The sequence below is a fragment of the Streptomyces maremycinicus genome (genome assembly GCF_001184025.1).
Lineage (GTDB): Bacteria > Actinomycetota > Actinomycetes > Streptomycetales > Streptomycetaceae > Streptomyces > Streptomyces maremycinicus.
Map to the genome: position 1 here is coordinate 515,568 of NZ_BBYG01000012.1, position 15,558 is coordinate 531,125.

Annotated in this window: 12 protein-coding genes; 8 read left to right on the top strand and 4 right to left on the bottom strand. The window is 71.7% G+C overall.

All coding sequences use genetic code 11. The annotated features are described in order from the left end of the window. Positions 1-22: 22 nt before the first annotated feature. The 3 genes from AOQ37_RS15410 to AOQ37_RS39830 form a co-directional block, all read right to left on the bottom strand. Positions 23-508, bottom strand: coding sequence for a hypothetical protein (locus AOQ37_RS15410; protein WP_062645044.1), 486 nt, complete (start codon positions 506-508; stop codon positions 23-25). A 70-nt stretch (positions 509-578) separates the two neighbouring features. Next, complete coding sequence (locus AOQ37_RS15415; RefSeq protein ID WP_062645045.1) at positions 579-839, bottom strand: hypothetical protein; 261 nt, start codon at positions 837-839, stop codon at positions 579-581. A gap of 63 nt (positions 840-902) precedes the next feature. Then, positions 903-2,642, bottom strand: coding sequence for a conjugal transfer protein (locus AOQ37_RS39830; protein ID WP_107085207.1), 1,740 nt, complete (start codon positions 2,640-2,642; stop codon positions 903-905). Between the two features lie 337 nt (positions 2,643-2,979). Between AOQ37_RS39830 and AOQ37_RS15425 the strand changes: the two genes are divergently transcribed. The 8 genes from AOQ37_RS15425 to AOQ37_RS15460 all read left to right on the top strand — a co-directional run bounded on the left by AOQ37_RS15425 (position 2,980) and on the right by AOQ37_RS15460 (position 14,397). After that, a complete protein-coding gene (locus AOQ37_RS15425; protein ID WP_062645046.1) occupies positions 2,980-3,675 on the top strand; it encodes a hypothetical protein in 696 nt (231 codons plus the stop codon). Between the two features lie 167 nt (positions 3,676-3,842). Further along, positions 3,843-4,205, top strand: coding sequence for a DUF4913 domain-containing protein (locus tag AOQ37_RS15430; RefSeq protein ID WP_062645047.1), 363 nt, complete (start codon positions 3,843-3,845; stop codon positions 4,203-4,205). Between the two features lie 199 nt (positions 4,206-4,404). Next, entirely contained in the window at positions 4,405-5,085 is a 681-nt protein-coding gene (locus tag AOQ37_RS15435) for a hypothetical protein (protein WP_062645048.1), read from the top strand. A 6-nt stretch (positions 5,086-5,091) separates the two neighbouring features. Next, on the top strand, positions 5,092-7,227 hold the full coding sequence (locus AOQ37_RS15440) for a peptidoglycan DD-metalloendopeptidase family protein (protein WP_062645049.1): 2,136 nt from the start codon (positions 5,092-5,094) through the stop codon (positions 7,225-7,227). Then, positions 7,224-8,669, top strand: a complete 1,446-nt coding sequence (locus AOQ37_RS15445; RefSeq protein ID WP_078890187.1) for a PQQ-binding-like beta-propeller repeat protein — start codon at positions 7,224-7,226, stop codon at positions 8,667-8,669. The genes AOQ37_RS15440 and AOQ37_RS15445 overlap by 4 nt, the downstream gene beginning before the upstream one ends. A 62-nt stretch (positions 8,670-8,731) precedes the next feature. Next, positions 8,732-10,462: a type IV secretory system conjugative DNA transfer family protein gene (locus AOQ37_RS15450; RefSeq protein ID WP_062645051.1), complete on the top strand. Its 1,731-nt coding sequence runs from the start codon at positions 8,732-8,734 to the stop codon at positions 10,460-10,462. Between the two features lie 836 nt (positions 10,463-11,298). Continuing rightward, positions 11,299-12,408, top strand: a complete 1,110-nt coding sequence (locus AOQ37_RS15455) for a sugar ABC transporter substrate-binding protein (protein WP_062645052.1) — start codon at positions 11,299-11,301, stop codon at positions 12,406-12,408. 873 nt (positions 12,409-13,281) lie between these two features. Next, a complete protein-coding gene (locus tag AOQ37_RS15460; protein ID WP_062645053.1) occupies positions 13,282-14,397 on the top strand; it encodes a helix-turn-helix transcriptional regulator in 1,116 nt (371 codons plus the stop codon). Here the strand turns inward: AOQ37_RS15460 and AOQ37_RS15465 are convergent. Next, a complete protein-coding gene (locus AOQ37_RS15465; RefSeq protein ID WP_062645054.1) occupies positions 14,285-15,352 on the bottom strand; it encodes a helix-turn-helix transcriptional regulator in 1,068 nt (355 codons plus the stop codon). The genes AOQ37_RS15460 and AOQ37_RS15465 overlap by 113 nt on opposite strands. Positions 15,353-15,558 lie beyond the last annotated feature (206 nt).

Here is a 15,558-nt window from a genome sequence, read left to right on the forward strand (position 1 = left end):
AGGTGGTGGGGTGAGCGCGGCGTCAGCGCCTGGTGGCGGCGAACGCACTGCCGCGCTCGGCGGCGGTGCGGCGCGCGGCCTCGTAGCGGGCCTGCCAGCGCGGCGAGCCCGGGGTGAAGAGGATGACCTGCCAGTGCAGCCGCTCCGGCTCCTGGTCCGCGGAGAGGCCCTGGAGACGCTTGGGCTGGAACCACCAGTCGGTCCACACCACGATCTGCTGGCTCAGCGTGAGCGCCGAGGGCAGCGGGCGGCCCCAGACGAAGTAGATGCCGAACGGCGGTCCGAAGTAGAGGATCGACGTCCACATCGACATGCCCAGGAAAGGCAGGAACGCCGACACGGTGAACAGGGTGATGAGCCAGACCAGCCCGAAGCCGAAGGCCGCGCCCAGCGCGGGCAGCAGCAGGCCCGGCAGCGGGATGTTGCCCCAGTTCCAGATCCGCTTGGGGCGGTTGACCAGATCGGTGTGGTCGTACGCGACCAGCGGCTCCGGTGCCTCCTGGCTCATGTCTGCGAACTCCCCTGATCCTGAGTGGGACGGCTACTGACGGCACGTCGGGCAGAGCCCGGACGGTCCGTCAGTTGCCGCCGCCGATCTGACTGCCGAGCCCGATCAGCACACCGGCGAGACCGCCGGCGCCACCGATGATCAGAGCGGCCAGCGCGATCATGCCGAAGCCCTGGAAGGCCTCGCGCATGCCGTCGCCGCGCTTCATCGACAGGAGCATGCGGATGCCGAGGATGAGCAGGGCGATGACGGCGACCATGGTGCCCGCGTTGCGCAGGATGTCCTCGATCTGCCCGAACATGTCGTTCAGGGTCGTCTCGGCCAGGTACATGGTGGTTCCTCTCGGTGGTGGAGCTGCGGTGAGTGGTATGGGGGTGTGGGCGGTGCGGTCCGGTCAGGGCTTGCCGGGCTTGGCCGTGGACGACGGGACGGCGGCGGAGGCCGAGGCGGACGCCGAGGCCGAGGGGACTCCGGAGGCACCGGCCGAAGGCGCGGCCGTTCCCGTGGCGGTGTCGCTGTCGCTGTCGTCGTCGGCCCGGCCGCCCTCGGCGTCGAGCACGCCGCCCCGGACGTCCTTGATGAACCAGCCCTGGGCCGTGTTGACCATCGTCATCCGGTAGGCGCGGCGGACGGTGACGCCCTTCGCGTCGGTCCAGTCGACGGCCACCCGCACCTGGACGGCCTGTCCGGCGTCGTAGGCGTACGGCTTGGTGTCCTGGGCGCTCACCGGGACGAGCGCGACGACGGTACCGACCTGCGGGCCCGTCAGACGGCCGGCCAGACCGGTGGTGGCCGTCAGGGTCGCGTCGGGCGTCAGGAAGCGGGCCATGGCGGTGGAGTCGGAAGCGCCCCAGGCCTCGAAGTAGCCCGGCAGCACCTCCTTCTGGAGCTGCGTGGACAGGGTGTCGTCCACGACCTCGTCACCCTGGTCGACCTCGGGTACGTCGGCGGCGGCCGGCAGCGGCATCTGGCCCACGTCGCCGGAGACGCGCATGCCCTCGCCCGTCTTGAGGTTCTGTACGTACACGGGGACGGTGAGGGTGGTGAGCGTGCCGTCGTCGGTGCGGACCTGGACCCCGATGTAGCGGCCGTGGTCGCCGTACTCGGGAAGCTTCTCGGCGGTGCCGTCCCAGGTGACGGAGACGGCCTTGCTGGTGCCCTCACCGCTCCAGCCGCAGTCGGGGTCGACACCGGCGGAGGCGTAGCGGGCGAGGTCGGTGCGGCGGGCGGACGAGGTGTCCGGGGAGAACGTCATGCAGAGCTGCGCGTACTGCTCCGCGAAGGCCGCCGCCTGCTCGGTGGGGAACTCGGTGAGGCGGTACCGGGTGGCGTCCGACGCGTCCAGCCCGGCGGTGGTGGTACCGGAGGACTTGCCGATCACCAGCCCCATCACCCCGCACGAGCCGAGCGCGAACACGCAGGTGGTGATCAGCAGGGTGGCGCGGAGCGCGACGTGCGTGCGGCGCCCGCCGCCGGGGATGCGGCCGCCGGGCCTGGGCACGTCGAAGTCGCGTCCGGGGGCACGCTTCGGGGTCGCCTGGCCGGGGGTGACAGCGCCGGGGGTGGCGGCACCGGCGGCCGGGGCGGTCGCGCCCGCGGCCGGGCCCGCCGTGCCCCTCGACGGCGTCGCGGGAGAGCTGTGGGCGGGAGCCGCCTGATGGCCGTGCTGAGGGGGGTGCGAGTTCGGGTGCGGGTGCTGGACGCCGGTGCTCGGTGCGGGCGCCGGGGCGGTGGCGGCCGTCGCCGTACCGCCGCGCTTGCGCTGCTCCTTCTCCGCCTTCTTCTGTTCGTACGCCGCCTTGCGCGCCGCCCGTTCGCGCTCGCGCTTCTCCTTCTTCGACTCGCCCTGGGGGCGCGTCTCACGCGGCGGCAGCGACGGAACGGCGGCCTGGCCGGCCCGGGGCGTGCTGCGCACCCAGGCGGCGGCGACCTGGGCGCGGGCCGCGTCGGAGGGCAGCGGCTGCGGCTGCTGCGGGGCGGGGGTCCGGTGCGGGGCCGGCTGCGGGGCGGGGGCCTGCTGCCCTTGCCCCTGCCACTGCTGCTGCGGTGGCTGCTGGGAAGGACCGAAGGACCCGGGCTGCCCGGAAGGCTGGCCTCCGCCGACCGCGCCAGCAGGGCTGTTGTGGTCTGTCATCGAGTCGGTTACTCCAGCGAGTCGGTTCCCCGTCCGCCTGGGCGGGTTCACGACCGCACCGCACGACGGGCCCTGGCCCGGCCAGGTGCGCTTGGCAGTGTGACAAAGACCTGTCACCGGACCGGTGCCGCTTTCCTCGTCGGGACTACGGGAATTCCCGATGCCGTGTCCATGAGGAAAACGCTCGGGAAAAGTGTCAGGGACACGGCGGGAAGGCGCTGTGCCGTTCCGGCCCGCCCTGGGCCCACAATGCGCTGGGCACGTGTGCCCGAGGTGCCCCGGCCGACGCCACCCGGCACCATCCCTTGGACCCGACGGACCCGGCGAAGGACGAGAGTTGACCGACCACAACGGGCACCCGCAGCAGCCGCAGTACCCGCAGCAGCCGCATCCCACGGAGCAGCCGGACCCGCGCACCTGGGAGATCCCGCAACAAGCTCCGCCGGTCCAGCAGGCTCCGCCGGTCCAGCAGGCCCCTCCGGTCCAGCAGGCTCCGCCGGTTCAGCAACCCCCTGCCGCTGTCCCTGTTCCTGCCCCCGCTCCTGCCGCTGCCGCCGTACCGGCCCCGGCCGCGCAGTCGGTCCAGGCCGCCGCGCAGTCGGTCCAGGCCGCCGCGCAGCCGGTCCAGGCGGCCCCGCAGGTCTTCCAGGCCGAGCACGCCTGGATCGACGGCTATGAACCCGGCAACCCCTGGCAGGCCAGCCTGTGTGTGGAGACGCCGTACGGGACCTTCGCCTATCCCCTCACGCCGAACACGATCCCCGAACTCCTCGAGCAGATGGTCCTGGTGGCGCAGGAGCAGCAGGGGATGCCGGTCGGGTTCGACGAGGATCCCGAGCTCCCGGCATTGGACGAAGAGGCCGTGGACGAGGAGCAGCAGACGTCCGGCTCCGACATCCACAGCGGCCGGGCCGCGCGGCTGACGGGCTGGGCCGTCGTCCACGACCTGTGGGAACGCGAGGACCCCACGGCGCGCATCGTGATGGGCGCGGTGGTCGTCGTCCTGCTGCTGCTCGGTATCGTCCTGACCTGATCGAGCGGGCCTGGCCGGGCACGACCGATCAAACGCCGGCCGCGGATCGACCGGCCGCGGATCGGCTGACCGAACCGACCGACCGCACCGGCCGACCGAACCGGCCGACGAAACCGACCGGCCGCACCGACCGCACCGGCCGACCGAACCGACCGACGGGGGCACCGATGTCCGGCACCGCAGAGGGCTCCGAGGAGCCGGAGTTCTACTTCGCGGACGTCTTCGTCTTCGTCTCCGACTACCTCGCCCAGATGATCCGCCGTCGGGTAAACGGCAGTTCGGCCACCTGGTGCCCCACATGGTGGGAGCACCCCGAGGCCGGCGCCCGTCTGTCGGCGCTCTGGCTGGCCTGGGAGCATCTGCGCCAGGACCCGGCGCTCGGCATGTCCACCTGGTGGCTGCACCACGCCGACCCGCATCTGAGGGTGCTGATGGACGCGGACTCGGGCCCGTTCGCGGCCTGTTCGCCCAAGGACGGGCATACGGCGTACCCCTTCGACCCGCTGCCGGTGGATCCGCGGCCCGAGTGACCGCGGTGGGGGCGGCCCGGCACGCGTTCCGCGCACGGCACCGCGGTGCGGTGAGCCCGCTTCGGGCTTTCCCCCGCTTTCCCGCCGACCGCCCCGCCGTTTTCCTCGCCGGGAATCGCCCCGACTCCCCGCTTCCGCCTCCCCCTACCGTGTCCCGGTCACCCGCCGTACCGGCTCAGCACAAGGGAGGCGCGGGAACGTGGACTTGCCTGCGGAGAACAAGCGCACGGGGCTCTTGGCCCTGGGGGTGCTCGGGTTTCTCCTGATCGCCGTGCTCACCGTCTTCACCGTCTTCGACGGGGACGACGGGGGCGACGACGGTGACGCCAAGGGCGGCTCCGCGACGCCCACCGCCACCTCGGGCGGGAGCGACACCGGCTCGGACGGGGAGGGGACGGGCGGCGACGGAACGCAGAACACCGCGGTCGCGCCGATCGTCTCGGCCTCCGAAGCCCTGAAGGCGCACGCCGCCATGGTGCAGTACATGTCCGGGCTCACCACGTACGACCACTCGAGCGACGCCGCGACCTGGAGCGCGCCGCTGCTGCGGCTCACCACCAACGACGACCGGATGAAGGCCGCGACCTCGCTGCCGACCGGCAAGGAATGGGCGACCTGCGAGGCCCAGCAGTGCTCCTCCAAGGGGACGGCCGTGGTGGTGCGGGACGCCCTGGTCTCGGACGACCTGGTGCGTGACAGCGGCCGCTCGATGTCCACCCTCGTCGAGGTGACCGCCACGCACACCGCGGACGGCAAGGCCACGACCGAGTCCAACCAGTGGCTGGTGACGGTCAAGGAGAACGACGGCGACTGGATCGTCTCCGGATTCGACGTCTTCGGCCTCGGTGACGTGGGCGCGTCCGACGACTCGGGGGTGTGAGCCGGCATGGTTGCACCAGCGGTACTGGCCGCCGCCGGGAAGGCGGCCAAGGTCGCCAAAGCAGCGAAGGCGGCCAAGGCGGCGGCCCAGCGCGGCGGCGGTCAGGGCGGCGGCGGAGGCAAGAAGAACAACAAGTGGATATGGATAGCCGGCGGCGTCGGCTGTCTGCCCATCGCCGGGGTCGGCACCCTGGTCCTGGTCCTGGTGGGAAGCATGATCGGCGGGGTGGGCGCCGGTGCCGCGGCCGCCTCCTGCGCGGACTACTCCGACAACGCCGAGGCCGGCAACACCAGTGACGCGGCGGCCACCAACCCGGTCATGCCGGCCGGCAAGATGTACATGCCGAGCGAGACGGCGCGCAACGAGATCCCGCCGAAGATGATCCTCGCCGCGATGCGTGCCGCCGCCCGCTACGACGGCCTCGACTGGACGCTCATCGCCGGGCAGATGTACCAGGAGACCAAGTACGGCCAGCACCCCTCGGCCGCGCCCGGCGGCGCGAACTCCCTCGGCTACATGGGCATCCTCCAGTTCGGCAAGCCGGCCTGGACGGACTACGGCGCCGACGGCAACGGCGACGGCACGAAGGACCTGTACAACATCGACGACGCGGCCTGGGCCGCCGCCAACTTCCTGCACGCCAAGAAGGCCGAGACCGCTCCCTTCAAGGCGCTCCAGATCTACTCCGGTTCCACGGCAGCCAACACGATCTACCCGCGGGTGGTCCTCACCCAGGCCGCGCGTTACCGCGGGGTGCTCACCGGCGACAAGGACCTCATCAAGCGCTGGTACGCGCATCTGAAGGAGACCATCGAGAAGAACCCGGGCTTCCCCACCCTCGGGAAGCAGTCGGACATTCCCGAACCGGTGGGCAACAACGCCCAGCCCGGCTCCGCGCTCAGCATCGCCGCGACCCCGGCCCGCTCCTGGTCGACCCCTGCCCTGGACGACGACAGCGGTGACGGCAGCACGACCGCGATGTCCCTGGCCGCGTACAGCAGTGACGTCGGCGGCAGCAGTGACTTCAGCGGTGTCGGCGACAGCGGCGCTGTCGGCGCCGGCCACGCGACGACCGTGTCCTTCCCCCTTGCCAAGGAGCCCTCCACCGGCAAGGACTGGCAGTGGCCCATGAAGCAGGGCACCTACACGATCGGTACCCCTTACCACCAGAACGGCCGTATGTGGAGCCTCGGTTACCACACGGGTCTCGACCTGGTGGCCGGCAGCGGCACCCCGATCTACGCCCCGGCCGACGGCAAGGTCGTCCACGCCGGTCCCGGCGGCTCGTACGGCAACATGACGAAGATCGAGCACGCGGGCGGGGTCATCACGCTCTACGGCCACCAGACCTCGATCAAGGTGTCCGTGGGGCAGACCGTCAAGCGCGGTCAGCAGATCGGCACGGTCGGCGCGACCGGCAACGTCACAGGACCCCACCTGCACTGGGAGGTCCTCGTACCCGGCGTCGACAACCCCTTCGTGGGCGGTCAGGACCGGGGCCCGGGCATGGTCGACCCCCAGCAGTGGATGCAGGGCAAGGTCACCGCCAACCCCGACTACGGCACCGTTCCCGGGTCCGACGAGGGCAGCAAGGACGCCGAGTACGCGAACTGCGCCGAGAACAACGGCGGCGCCGCGGTGGCCCCGGACGGCGCGGGCGCCTCCGGTGTCCTCCCCGACGCCGACGACCCGGTGATCCGCGCGGTCCTCGGCTGGGCGCAGCGCGGCATCGGCGTCCCGTACGTGTTCGGCGCCCCGCGCCTCCAGGGCAAGAACCCCACCAGCTTCGACTGCTCCAGCTTCACGCAGTGGGCGTACTACATGGCCAGCGGCGGGAAGATCAACATCGGGACGACGACGTACACGCAGGAGCCCTACCTCAAGAAGTACGAGGTGTCGCTGTCCGAGGCGCAGCCCGGTGACGTCATCTTCTTCCGGCCGGAGAAGGGCCATTCGGGCCATGTGGGTCTGGTGTGGGACCCCAAGGGCCACAAGATCATCCATGCCCCGCGTCCGGGCAAGTCCGTCGAGTTCAGCAAGTGGGACTACCAGGACACGATCACCGGCGTCTACCGCGTGCCGATCCCCAACGGCACGAACGCGGTCGAGGGTGACGGCACGGACAGCGGAACAGGAGCATGAACCGACCGATGAGGCGCCGCCTTCTCCCTCTCACCGGAGCCCTGGTGTCACTGGGCCTCGTCGTCGGCTGCGCCGGAGGCGAGGACACGGGCAAGGACGGGGCGACGAAAGGAAAGGCGAGTCCCGAGGCGTCCGCGTCGCTCGACGCGGGCCCCGCGTACCGGGGCGCCGCACTGCCGGGCCTGACCCGCGAGCCCGCGTGGAGCCTGACCGCCGACGGTGTCACGGGCTGCCCCGGCGACCCGGTGGAACGGGCCACGAGCAGGGTCATCGGCGACCACTCGCAGACCTGCGTGCTCGGTGACGCCGTCGTTCTCACCGAGGACGCGACGACGTACCCCGACAACACCGGCGGCACACCCGAGGAGTACCTCTTCCGGGCCCGCTTCCTCGACGCGGCCACCGGCCGGGAACGCACCTCGGTCGAGGTCACGATCCCCGCCGACGGCTGGTCGAGCGACCGGGATCCCGTGCCGTCCGAGTTCTTCACCGTCGGCCGCTGGACGGACGGCGCGCCCGCCCTCCTGGTCGTCGACGGCGACGTGACGCCGGCGAGCGGCCTGAAGAAGAAGTCGGTCCGGACCACGTACACCATGTACGCCCCCTCCGGCGAGAAGCTGGGCAGCTCCGCCTACGACGGCGAGGATGGCACCGACTTCGCCGTCGAGGCCGGCCATGTGCGGCTGAAGGAGGGCGACGACAGCGCCTCCTACGCCCCGCTCGGCGGCGGTGCCACCGTCGAGGTCCAGGACCGGTGGGAGGACCAGGCGCCGATCGGCCCGGGCTTCGGCTACCGGGTGGCGACTTCCCTCGCCGAGTTCTACGTCAGCGGCGACCGGCTCCAGGTCTCCGACCGGCTCACCGGCAAGGAACTGTGGGACACGGAGAGCGTCACCCTGCCGGCCGCCGTGGCCTCGCGGACCCCGGCCGGTGACCGCGCGGCCGCCTCCCTCTTCCCGCTCGCCGGGGACAAGGGCCTGCTCGCCTGGGGCATCGAGGACGACACGTACGACGCGCTGCTGACGGTGGTCGACCTCAGGACGGGTCGCACCCTGGTGGAAGGCCCCAAGACCGCCCTCGACCCCAATGACGCGCACGAGCCGGTCGTCGTCCTCTCCGCGGACGGCAGCCGCGTGGTCACCCAGTTCGGCGGAGGCGCGGTGGCCTGGGACGCGGAGACGGGCGACGAGCTCTGGCGACAGGAGGAGGACGAGCAGGACATCGAGCCGGTGGCGCTGCCGACCGGCGATGTCCTGTACGCGTCCGTCAGCGATCTGGGGCTGGCGGCGCTCGACATGCGCACCAAGAAGGTGCTGGCCTCCGGTCTGGAGCCGGACACCTCGCTGAACGACGACATCGACGTCCTGGAGCGCACCTCCGACGGCCACACCCTGCTGGCGACGAGCACGGGCGTCTTCGTCTTCGCTCCGGAAAAAGCCTGAACCCACCACCCACCCCCCAGACAACTCAGCAAGTCCACAGTCCAGAAAGGACGGACCCGCGGGTGACCGCAGAACAGCAGAAGAAACCCCGCGCCGAGGACGACTGGACCTTCGAGATCGTCATCGCCGTCGCGGTCGTGCTCCTCGTCGGTGCCGGTGCCTGGCTGGCGGCGAAGGTCGGGGCCGGGTACTCCGACGCGCCCGCGCCGGCGGGCAATCCGCTGACCTTCCTCGTCGAGGTGATCAAGGGCGACTACAGCTGGCCCGGTTCGGCGGCCAGTGCCGTCGCGGCCGGTGAGGCGGTCGTCGTCGGGATCCTCGGCCTGGCCGCCTACCGGGTGCGGGAGCGGTTCCGGAACAAGCCCAAGGTGGACGGCGCCGCCCGGCACCTCGCGAAGGGCGAGGAGCTCGGCAAGCTGACCATGAAGGGCGCGGCCGCCACCGCCGAACGCCTCGGCGTGCGGGCGGGCACGCCCGGCGTGTTCATCGGCCGGTCCGTCAAGGGCCGTCAGCCGCTGTACGGGTCGTACGAGGACATGCACGTCGACATCTGGGGCCCGCGGACCGGCAAGACGACCCGGCGCGCCATTCCCGCCATCCTGGACGGGCCCGGCGCCGTCCTGGTCACCTCCAACAAGCGCGACATCGTGGACGCGACCCGGGGTCCGCGGACCGCGCGCGGACCGGTGTGGGTGTTCGACCCGCAGCAGGTCGCGCAGGAGGAGCCGAGCTGGTGGTGGAACCCGCTGTCGTACGTCACCGACGTGGCCCGGGCCCGCAAGATGGCCGACCACTTCGCCAGCGGCTCGCGGGACGCCAACGCCTCCACCGACGCCTTCTTCGACCCGGCCGGCCAGGACCTGCTCGCCAACCTGCTGCTCGCCGCCGCCTGCGCCAAGGCGCCGATCACGCAGATCTACACCTGGCTGTCCAACCCCAAGGACGACGCCCCGGAGCGGATCCTGCGCGGTGCCGGGCACGCCATGTCCGCGGACGGGCTGGCCGGGGTGATCAACGCCCCGGACAAGCAGCGCAGCGGCATCTACGGCGTCGCCCAGCAGATGGCGTCCTGCCTGGTCAATCCCGAGGTCAACCGGTGGGTCACGCCTCCGGCCGACGAGTACGCGGGCGAGTTCGACCCGCACGCCTTCGTCCGCGGCACGGGCACCCTGTACTCGCTGAGCCGCGAGGGACGCGACTCCGCCGGGCCGCTGGTGACCGCGCTGACCGTGGCCGTCGTCGAGGCGGCCGAGGAGTACGCCACGACCCAGCGCGGCGGGCGTCTCCCGCTGCCTCTCGTCGGTGTCCTCGACGAGGCCGCCAACGTGTGCCGCTGGCGGAACCTGCCCGACCTGTACTCGCACTACGGCTCGCGCGGGATCATCCTCATGACGATCCTCCAGTCGTGGGCGCAGGGCATCGAGGTGTGGGGCGAGCGCGGCATGGAGAAGCTGTGGTCGGCCGCGAACGTCCGCGTCTACGGCGGCGGCGTCTCGGACACCCGCTTCCTGGGTGATCTGAGCGAGCTGGCCGGTGAGTTCGAGCTGCGGGAGTACCAGACCAGCCGTGAGTCGGAGTTCGGCGGCTGGTCCGGCAACCGCGCGATCAGCGAGTCCACCCGCCGCGAGCGGGTCCTCCAGGTCTCGGACCTCGGCGCGATGCCGCCCGGCCGGGCCCTCGTCCTCGCCTCCGGCACCAAGCCGGTGCTGGTCGAGACGGTGCCGTGGTGGGAGGGCGCGTACGCGGCCGAGGTCCAGGCCTCGCTGAAGAAGTACGACCCCGGGGCGCGCTGAGCCGCCGGTGGCGGCATCTGTGACGGGAGAGGGTGAGGGGCCCGGAGGCGACTGCCTCCGGGCCCCTCACCCGTCCGTCGACCGTAGACCGTCCACCGTCGATCGCCGTCCGTCGGCAACCGCCAACCGGCCCCCGTCCGGCGACCGCTGTCCGTCGGCAACCGGCAACCGGCGACCGGCAACCGGCGACCGTCCGCCGTCCGTTGACTGCCGTCCGTCGACTGCCGTCCGTCGGTTACCGGTTGTCGGCTGTGTCCGTCGTCTCCGACTGCCGACTGCCGACTGCCGACTGCCGACTCCCCGACTGCCGACTCCCCGGCTGCCGACTGTCGGTCGGCCGGGGGCGGACGCGCGTGGTCCGGCGGTGCCGTGTGCCGAACACTGCCGCCGCACCGCCGCACCGCCGCACCGCCGCGCCACCGCGTCACCGCACCGCCGCACCACCGCACCGCCGCACCGCCGGAGGCACCCGCGGCCGCGAGGGGGCCGTAGAGGCCGCCGGTCGTGGTCGTACGACGGCCATGGCGAGTCTGGCGGGATTCATGCGCTCCTCTGGTCGGAACGAAGCCTGTCGTGATCGTGACCGGCGAGGAACAGCCTTGGTTGTGCGACTTTTTGCCCACTCGTCGGCTGATTCTCTGTCCGGCTCTTTTCCAGGTCTCCGCATGCTCTCCATGCGTCTTCACCCGCTAAGCGGAGTGTGATGTTGCTACTTCGTTAAGTAGTTTCGCTTGACGCCGATGGTCGCCGCCGCGTTGTCTTTTCAGACACCTGGGTCTACCTGTCGCGCCCATGTGTCCGGAATCGCACCGAACGCACCTGAAGTGAGCCCCCGAATGCGTCGTATCGCCATAGCTGTGGTCGCCTCCACGATGTCCCTGTCGCTCGCCGGGTGCGGAATGCTGGGGGCGTCGGAGAACAGCAGCAGCGCGACACCGACCCGGAGCAACGACGTCACGGTGGGCGTGCTGATGCCGGAGGAGACCAACACCCGGTACGCGGACTTCGACTACCCCATCATCAAGAAGAAGGTCGCCGAGCTCACCGAGAACAAGGGCAGGACCGAGTACGCGAACGCCGACGGGGAAGCCAAGACGCAGCTCACCCAGATGCAGAAGATGATCGACGAGAAGGTCGACGTCATCCTGCTGGACGCGGTCGACTCGAAGTCGATCGCGCCGATGGTGCAGAAGGCCAAGGACGCGAACATCCCCGTCATCGCCTACGACCGCCTGGCCCAGGGGCCGATCGACGGGTACGTATCGTTCGACAACGAGCTCGTCGGCGAGGTGCAGGGCCGCACCCTCGCGGAGGCCATCCCCAACCTTCAGGCCAGCGACAAGATCGTCATGGTGAACGGCTCGCCCACCGACCCGAACGCCGGGCAGTTCAAGGCGGGCGCGCTGAACGAGCTCAACGGCCGGGTCACGGTGGCGAAGTCGTACGACACCGACAAGTGGAGCCCCGAGGTCGCCGAGGCCAACATGACGAAGGCGATCGAGGCGCTGGGCGTGTCCAACATCGCCGGTGTCTACTCCGCCAACGACGCCATGGCCGGCGGCATCATCAAGGCCCTCAAGGCCGCGGGTGTCAGCTCCGGCGACCTGCCCCCGATCACCGGCCAGGACGCGGAGCTGGCGGCCGTGCAGCGCATCATCAGCGGCGAGCAGTTCATGAGCGTCTACAAGCCGTACCCCAACGAGGCCGAGGCCGCCGCCGAGGCCGCCGTCGCCAAGGTCCAGGGCCGTGACATCCAGTTCGACGCCCTCACCCGCGACCGGGTCGACAGCCCGACCAACAAGGACATCCCGGCCAAGCTGGTGACCGTGGTCGCGCTGACGAAGAGCAACATCAAGTCGACCATCGTCGCCGACGGCATCTACAAGGTCTCCGAGATCTGCACCGCCAAGTACAAGGCCGCCTGCCAGGCTCTCGACCTGATCTGAGTCACGGACCCCGGGCGGGCCGCCGGTCCGCCCGGACCGCACCCGCCCGCCCGCTCCGGAAGGCGCGAGCCGACACGGGCGGGCTCGAGGCAGACGCGAGGCAGGAACGAGGCAGGCGCGAGGCCGAGGAAGGGCCGCCCGGTTGCGGAGGGGGTCAGGTGCCGCCGTCCGCCTCCGTGCAACCGTAGGACTCCGTACGGCCGTAGGGGCGCTGAAAGGCCGTGGGGCACTCTCCGACGGGCCGTGCGACGCCGGGTCGGCGGACGCCTGCCAAGTGGCGCCCAGGAGCCCCCACACCGCCGCGGAGACGGCCTCACGGGCGCGCCGAGCGTGTCCGGCCGAGTGGCGACGGGCGGCGACAGGCAACACGCCGTCGGCACCGCACCCGCGCTGCGCGCACACCCCGCCCCCACCGCACCCGTGCCGTCGCCCGCCGGTTCTCGAGGTCGCTCGACGGCCCACGACGACCCTCGACGACACTCGGCGACGGATCACGGATCACGGATGCCGGATCACGGATGCCGGACGACAACACCCGCCCGCGTCCGGTGCGTTGTCGCGCGGGTGCGGGGCCCGGTGAACGGGACGCGCCGCATGGCCTGAGCCCGGCCGGACTCCCCCGTGGTCCGGCCGGGTGGGCTGTGCCCTCCCCCGAGTGGGGAGCACCCGGGGGCAAGCGGAACCAACGATGCCCTGTCGTGAACACCTCGCACCACCGTCAGCTTGTTGCAGTGTGAGGGGAGGAGGCCGGGAGAAACAGGAGCAGATCGGTGGTTTTCCCGGGCGTCGGCCGGGGCAGCCGTGTTGCGGACCTGGTCCAGGCCGCGCATAGTTGCGCTCCGGAAGAGGCGTACGGCGGGGGTGGGATGGGCGATGGCCGGGCACGGGACGGAGGAGCATCCACACGGTGCCGACCGACTGTGCGAGGCCGGGGATCGCGTGTATTCCCGGGCCGTACGGCGCGGCCGGGTGGCGCGGACCGACGCCGAGCCGGTTCCGTGTCTGCTGGAACTCGCCCTGCTGCACCCCGACCCCGACGACATGGACTGGCTGGTGCCGACCTCCCCGCAGGAGGTCATGACCCGGCTGCTGCGCGGTCTCTACGACGAGGTGAGCGCGAGCGGGCGCCGGATGGGCTCTGCGGTCGCCGCCTTCGAGTGGTACGCGGGCCTGGGCGGTCCGGCGCGGGGCGGGACGGCCGGTGAGGGCGCGGCGATCCGGGTCCTGGACGGCGCCTCGCGCATCCAGGCCGCCCTGGACGCGGCGACCGAGGCGTGCACGACCGAGGTGTTCACGGTGCAGCCCGGCGGCATCCGGCGCGAGCACGAGCTGTCCGAGGGGCTGCACCGGGCGCTGGAGCTGCGCGGCCGGGGCGTGCGCATGCGGGACATCTACAACCACGTCGCCCGGCACGGCCAGGGGCTGCTCACCTACCTGGAGCTGATGGGCGACGCGGTGGAGGCCCGCACGCTGGACGAGGTCATCGACCGGCTGATCCTTTTCGACCGCACGGTGGCCTTCATCCCGGCGAACACCGACCGCACGATGGCCCTGGAGTTGCGCCATCCGGCCCTGGTCTCCTACCTGGTGACGGTCTTCGAGCGGCTGTGGCGGCTGGCGATCCCGCTCACCGCGCCGCTGCCCGAGACCCGGATCGAGGGCATCTCGCACCGGGAGCAGTCCATCGCGGCCCTGCTGGCCGAGGGGCACCAGGACGCGGTGATCGCCGAGCGCCTGGGCATCAGCGTCCGCACCTGTCGGGCGCACATCGCCCGGCTGTCGGAGACGCTCGGCGCGGCCAGCCGGACCCAGTTGGGGGTGCGGATCGCGCAGGTCGGCCTCGACCGGCCGTCCGGGGAGGCGGAGCCGCCGCCGGTCAGTGTTCCGGCGCCGGGGGCCGGTCCTGACCCGGCCGCTGCTCCTGCTGATCCCGCTCCGTCGCCCGGTTCGGGTTCCGTTCCCGGTCAAGGATCCCCGACTGCCCGATGAGGTAGCCGAGTTGGGCGCGGCTCTCGCTGCCGAGGGTGGTGGCGAGCTTGGCGATATGGACGCGCGCGGTCCGGATGTTCATTCCGAGGCGGTCGGCGATGACGGCGTCGGTGTGTCCCTCGACGAGGAGGGCGGCGATGGCCTGCTGCCGGGGCGTGACGCCGTTGCGGGACGGACGGTGCACGGCCTGCGGGTACATGGGGGTGGCCAGCCGCCAGAGGCGGTCGAAGGTGATGGTGAAGTACGTCAGGAGGGCGGGGTGGCGGACCTCCAGGGCCAGCCGGCCGTCCTCGCCCGCGGGGATGAAGGCGACCTTGCCGTCGATGACGATCAGCCGGTCGGTGACCTCGTCCAGGGTCCGGGCCGCCACATCGCCCCGGAGCTGCTCGTAGCGGGCCAGCACGAGGGGCTGGTGGCGCTGGGTGTGCTGGTAGAGGGTGCGGATGCGGCAGCCGCGGTCGAGCAGGGCCTGGTCGCGGGCCATGGCCACGGTCTGGGCGGTCTCGCCGCGCGGCCCGCTGTAGTGGACGTTGGGCTGGATGCAGAGCAGTTCGTCCGTGGCCTCGGCGGTCGCCTCGGTGATGGCCCCGTTGATCTGTTCCGTGCCGCTGAGCAGGCGCAGGGAGGCGGGATCGGCGGCGGCGGTGCGGCTGCCGGTGATCCGCATGAGGGGTTCGAAGAGGGTCGCCAGCCGTTCCTCGCGGCGCCGTTCGTCGGCGATACGGGTGCCCGAAGCGCGCAGCAGCCGGTGCAGGGCCAGGGCCGGCGAGACGGGTTCGAGCTGGTCCGGGTCGTCCACGACCGGGTGCAGGAGGCCGAAGGACAGCAGACAGGGAGCCGCCGCCTCGGCTTCTTCGGTCTTGACCCGCCCGTCGCGCAGGGCCGCCTCGTAGAGGCTGGTGCCGGAGGCGCACAGGTTCTCCACGCCGTGGTGGGGGTGCGGCGGCGCGTTCACTGCGAATCTCTCTCCTGTTCGAGGACGGCGGACGGCCGGACGGCGGGGGTCGGGCGGCGGGCGGCGGGCGGTCTGGTTGCCGATCTGCCGATCTGCCGGTCTGCCGTCTGCCGTCTGCCGGTCTGCCGTCTGCCGGTGTCCGGTGGTCCGGTCGCCGGGTGGCCGGGTGGCCGGGTGGCCGGGCGGGGTGCGGGCGTGCCGGTCCC

Coding starts and splice junctions, on each gene's coding strand:
- AOQ37_RS15410 (WP_062645044.1), bottom strand. CDS start 508: ATGAGCCAGGAGGCACCGGAGCCGCTGGTCGCGTACGACCACACCGAT.
- AOQ37_RS15430 (WP_062645047.1), top strand. CDS start 3,843: ATGTCCGGCACCGCAGAGGGCTCCGAGGAGCCGGAGTTCTACTTCGCG.
- AOQ37_RS15445 (WP_078890187.1), top strand. CDS start 7,224: ATGAACCGACCGATGAGGCGCCGCCTTCTCCCTCTCACCGGAGCCCTG.
- AOQ37_RS15460 (WP_062645053.1), top strand. CDS start 13,282: ATGGCCGGGCACGGGACGGAGGAGCATCCACACGGTGCCGACCGACTG.
- AOQ37_RS15440 (WP_062645049.1), top strand. CDS start 5,092: ATGGTTGCACCAGCGGTACTGGCCGCCGCCGGGAAGGCGGCCAAGGTC.
- AOQ37_RS15455 (WP_062645052.1), top strand. CDS start 11,299: ATGCGTCGTATCGCCATAGCTGTGGTCGCCTCCACGATGTCCCTGTCG.
- AOQ37_RS39830 (WP_107085207.1), bottom strand. CDS start 2,642: ATGACAGACCACAACAGCCCTGCTGGCGCGGTCGGCGGAGGCCAGCCT.
- AOQ37_RS15415 (WP_062645045.1), bottom strand. CDS start 839: ATGTACCTGGCCGAGACGACCCTGAACGACATGTTCGGGCAGATCGAG.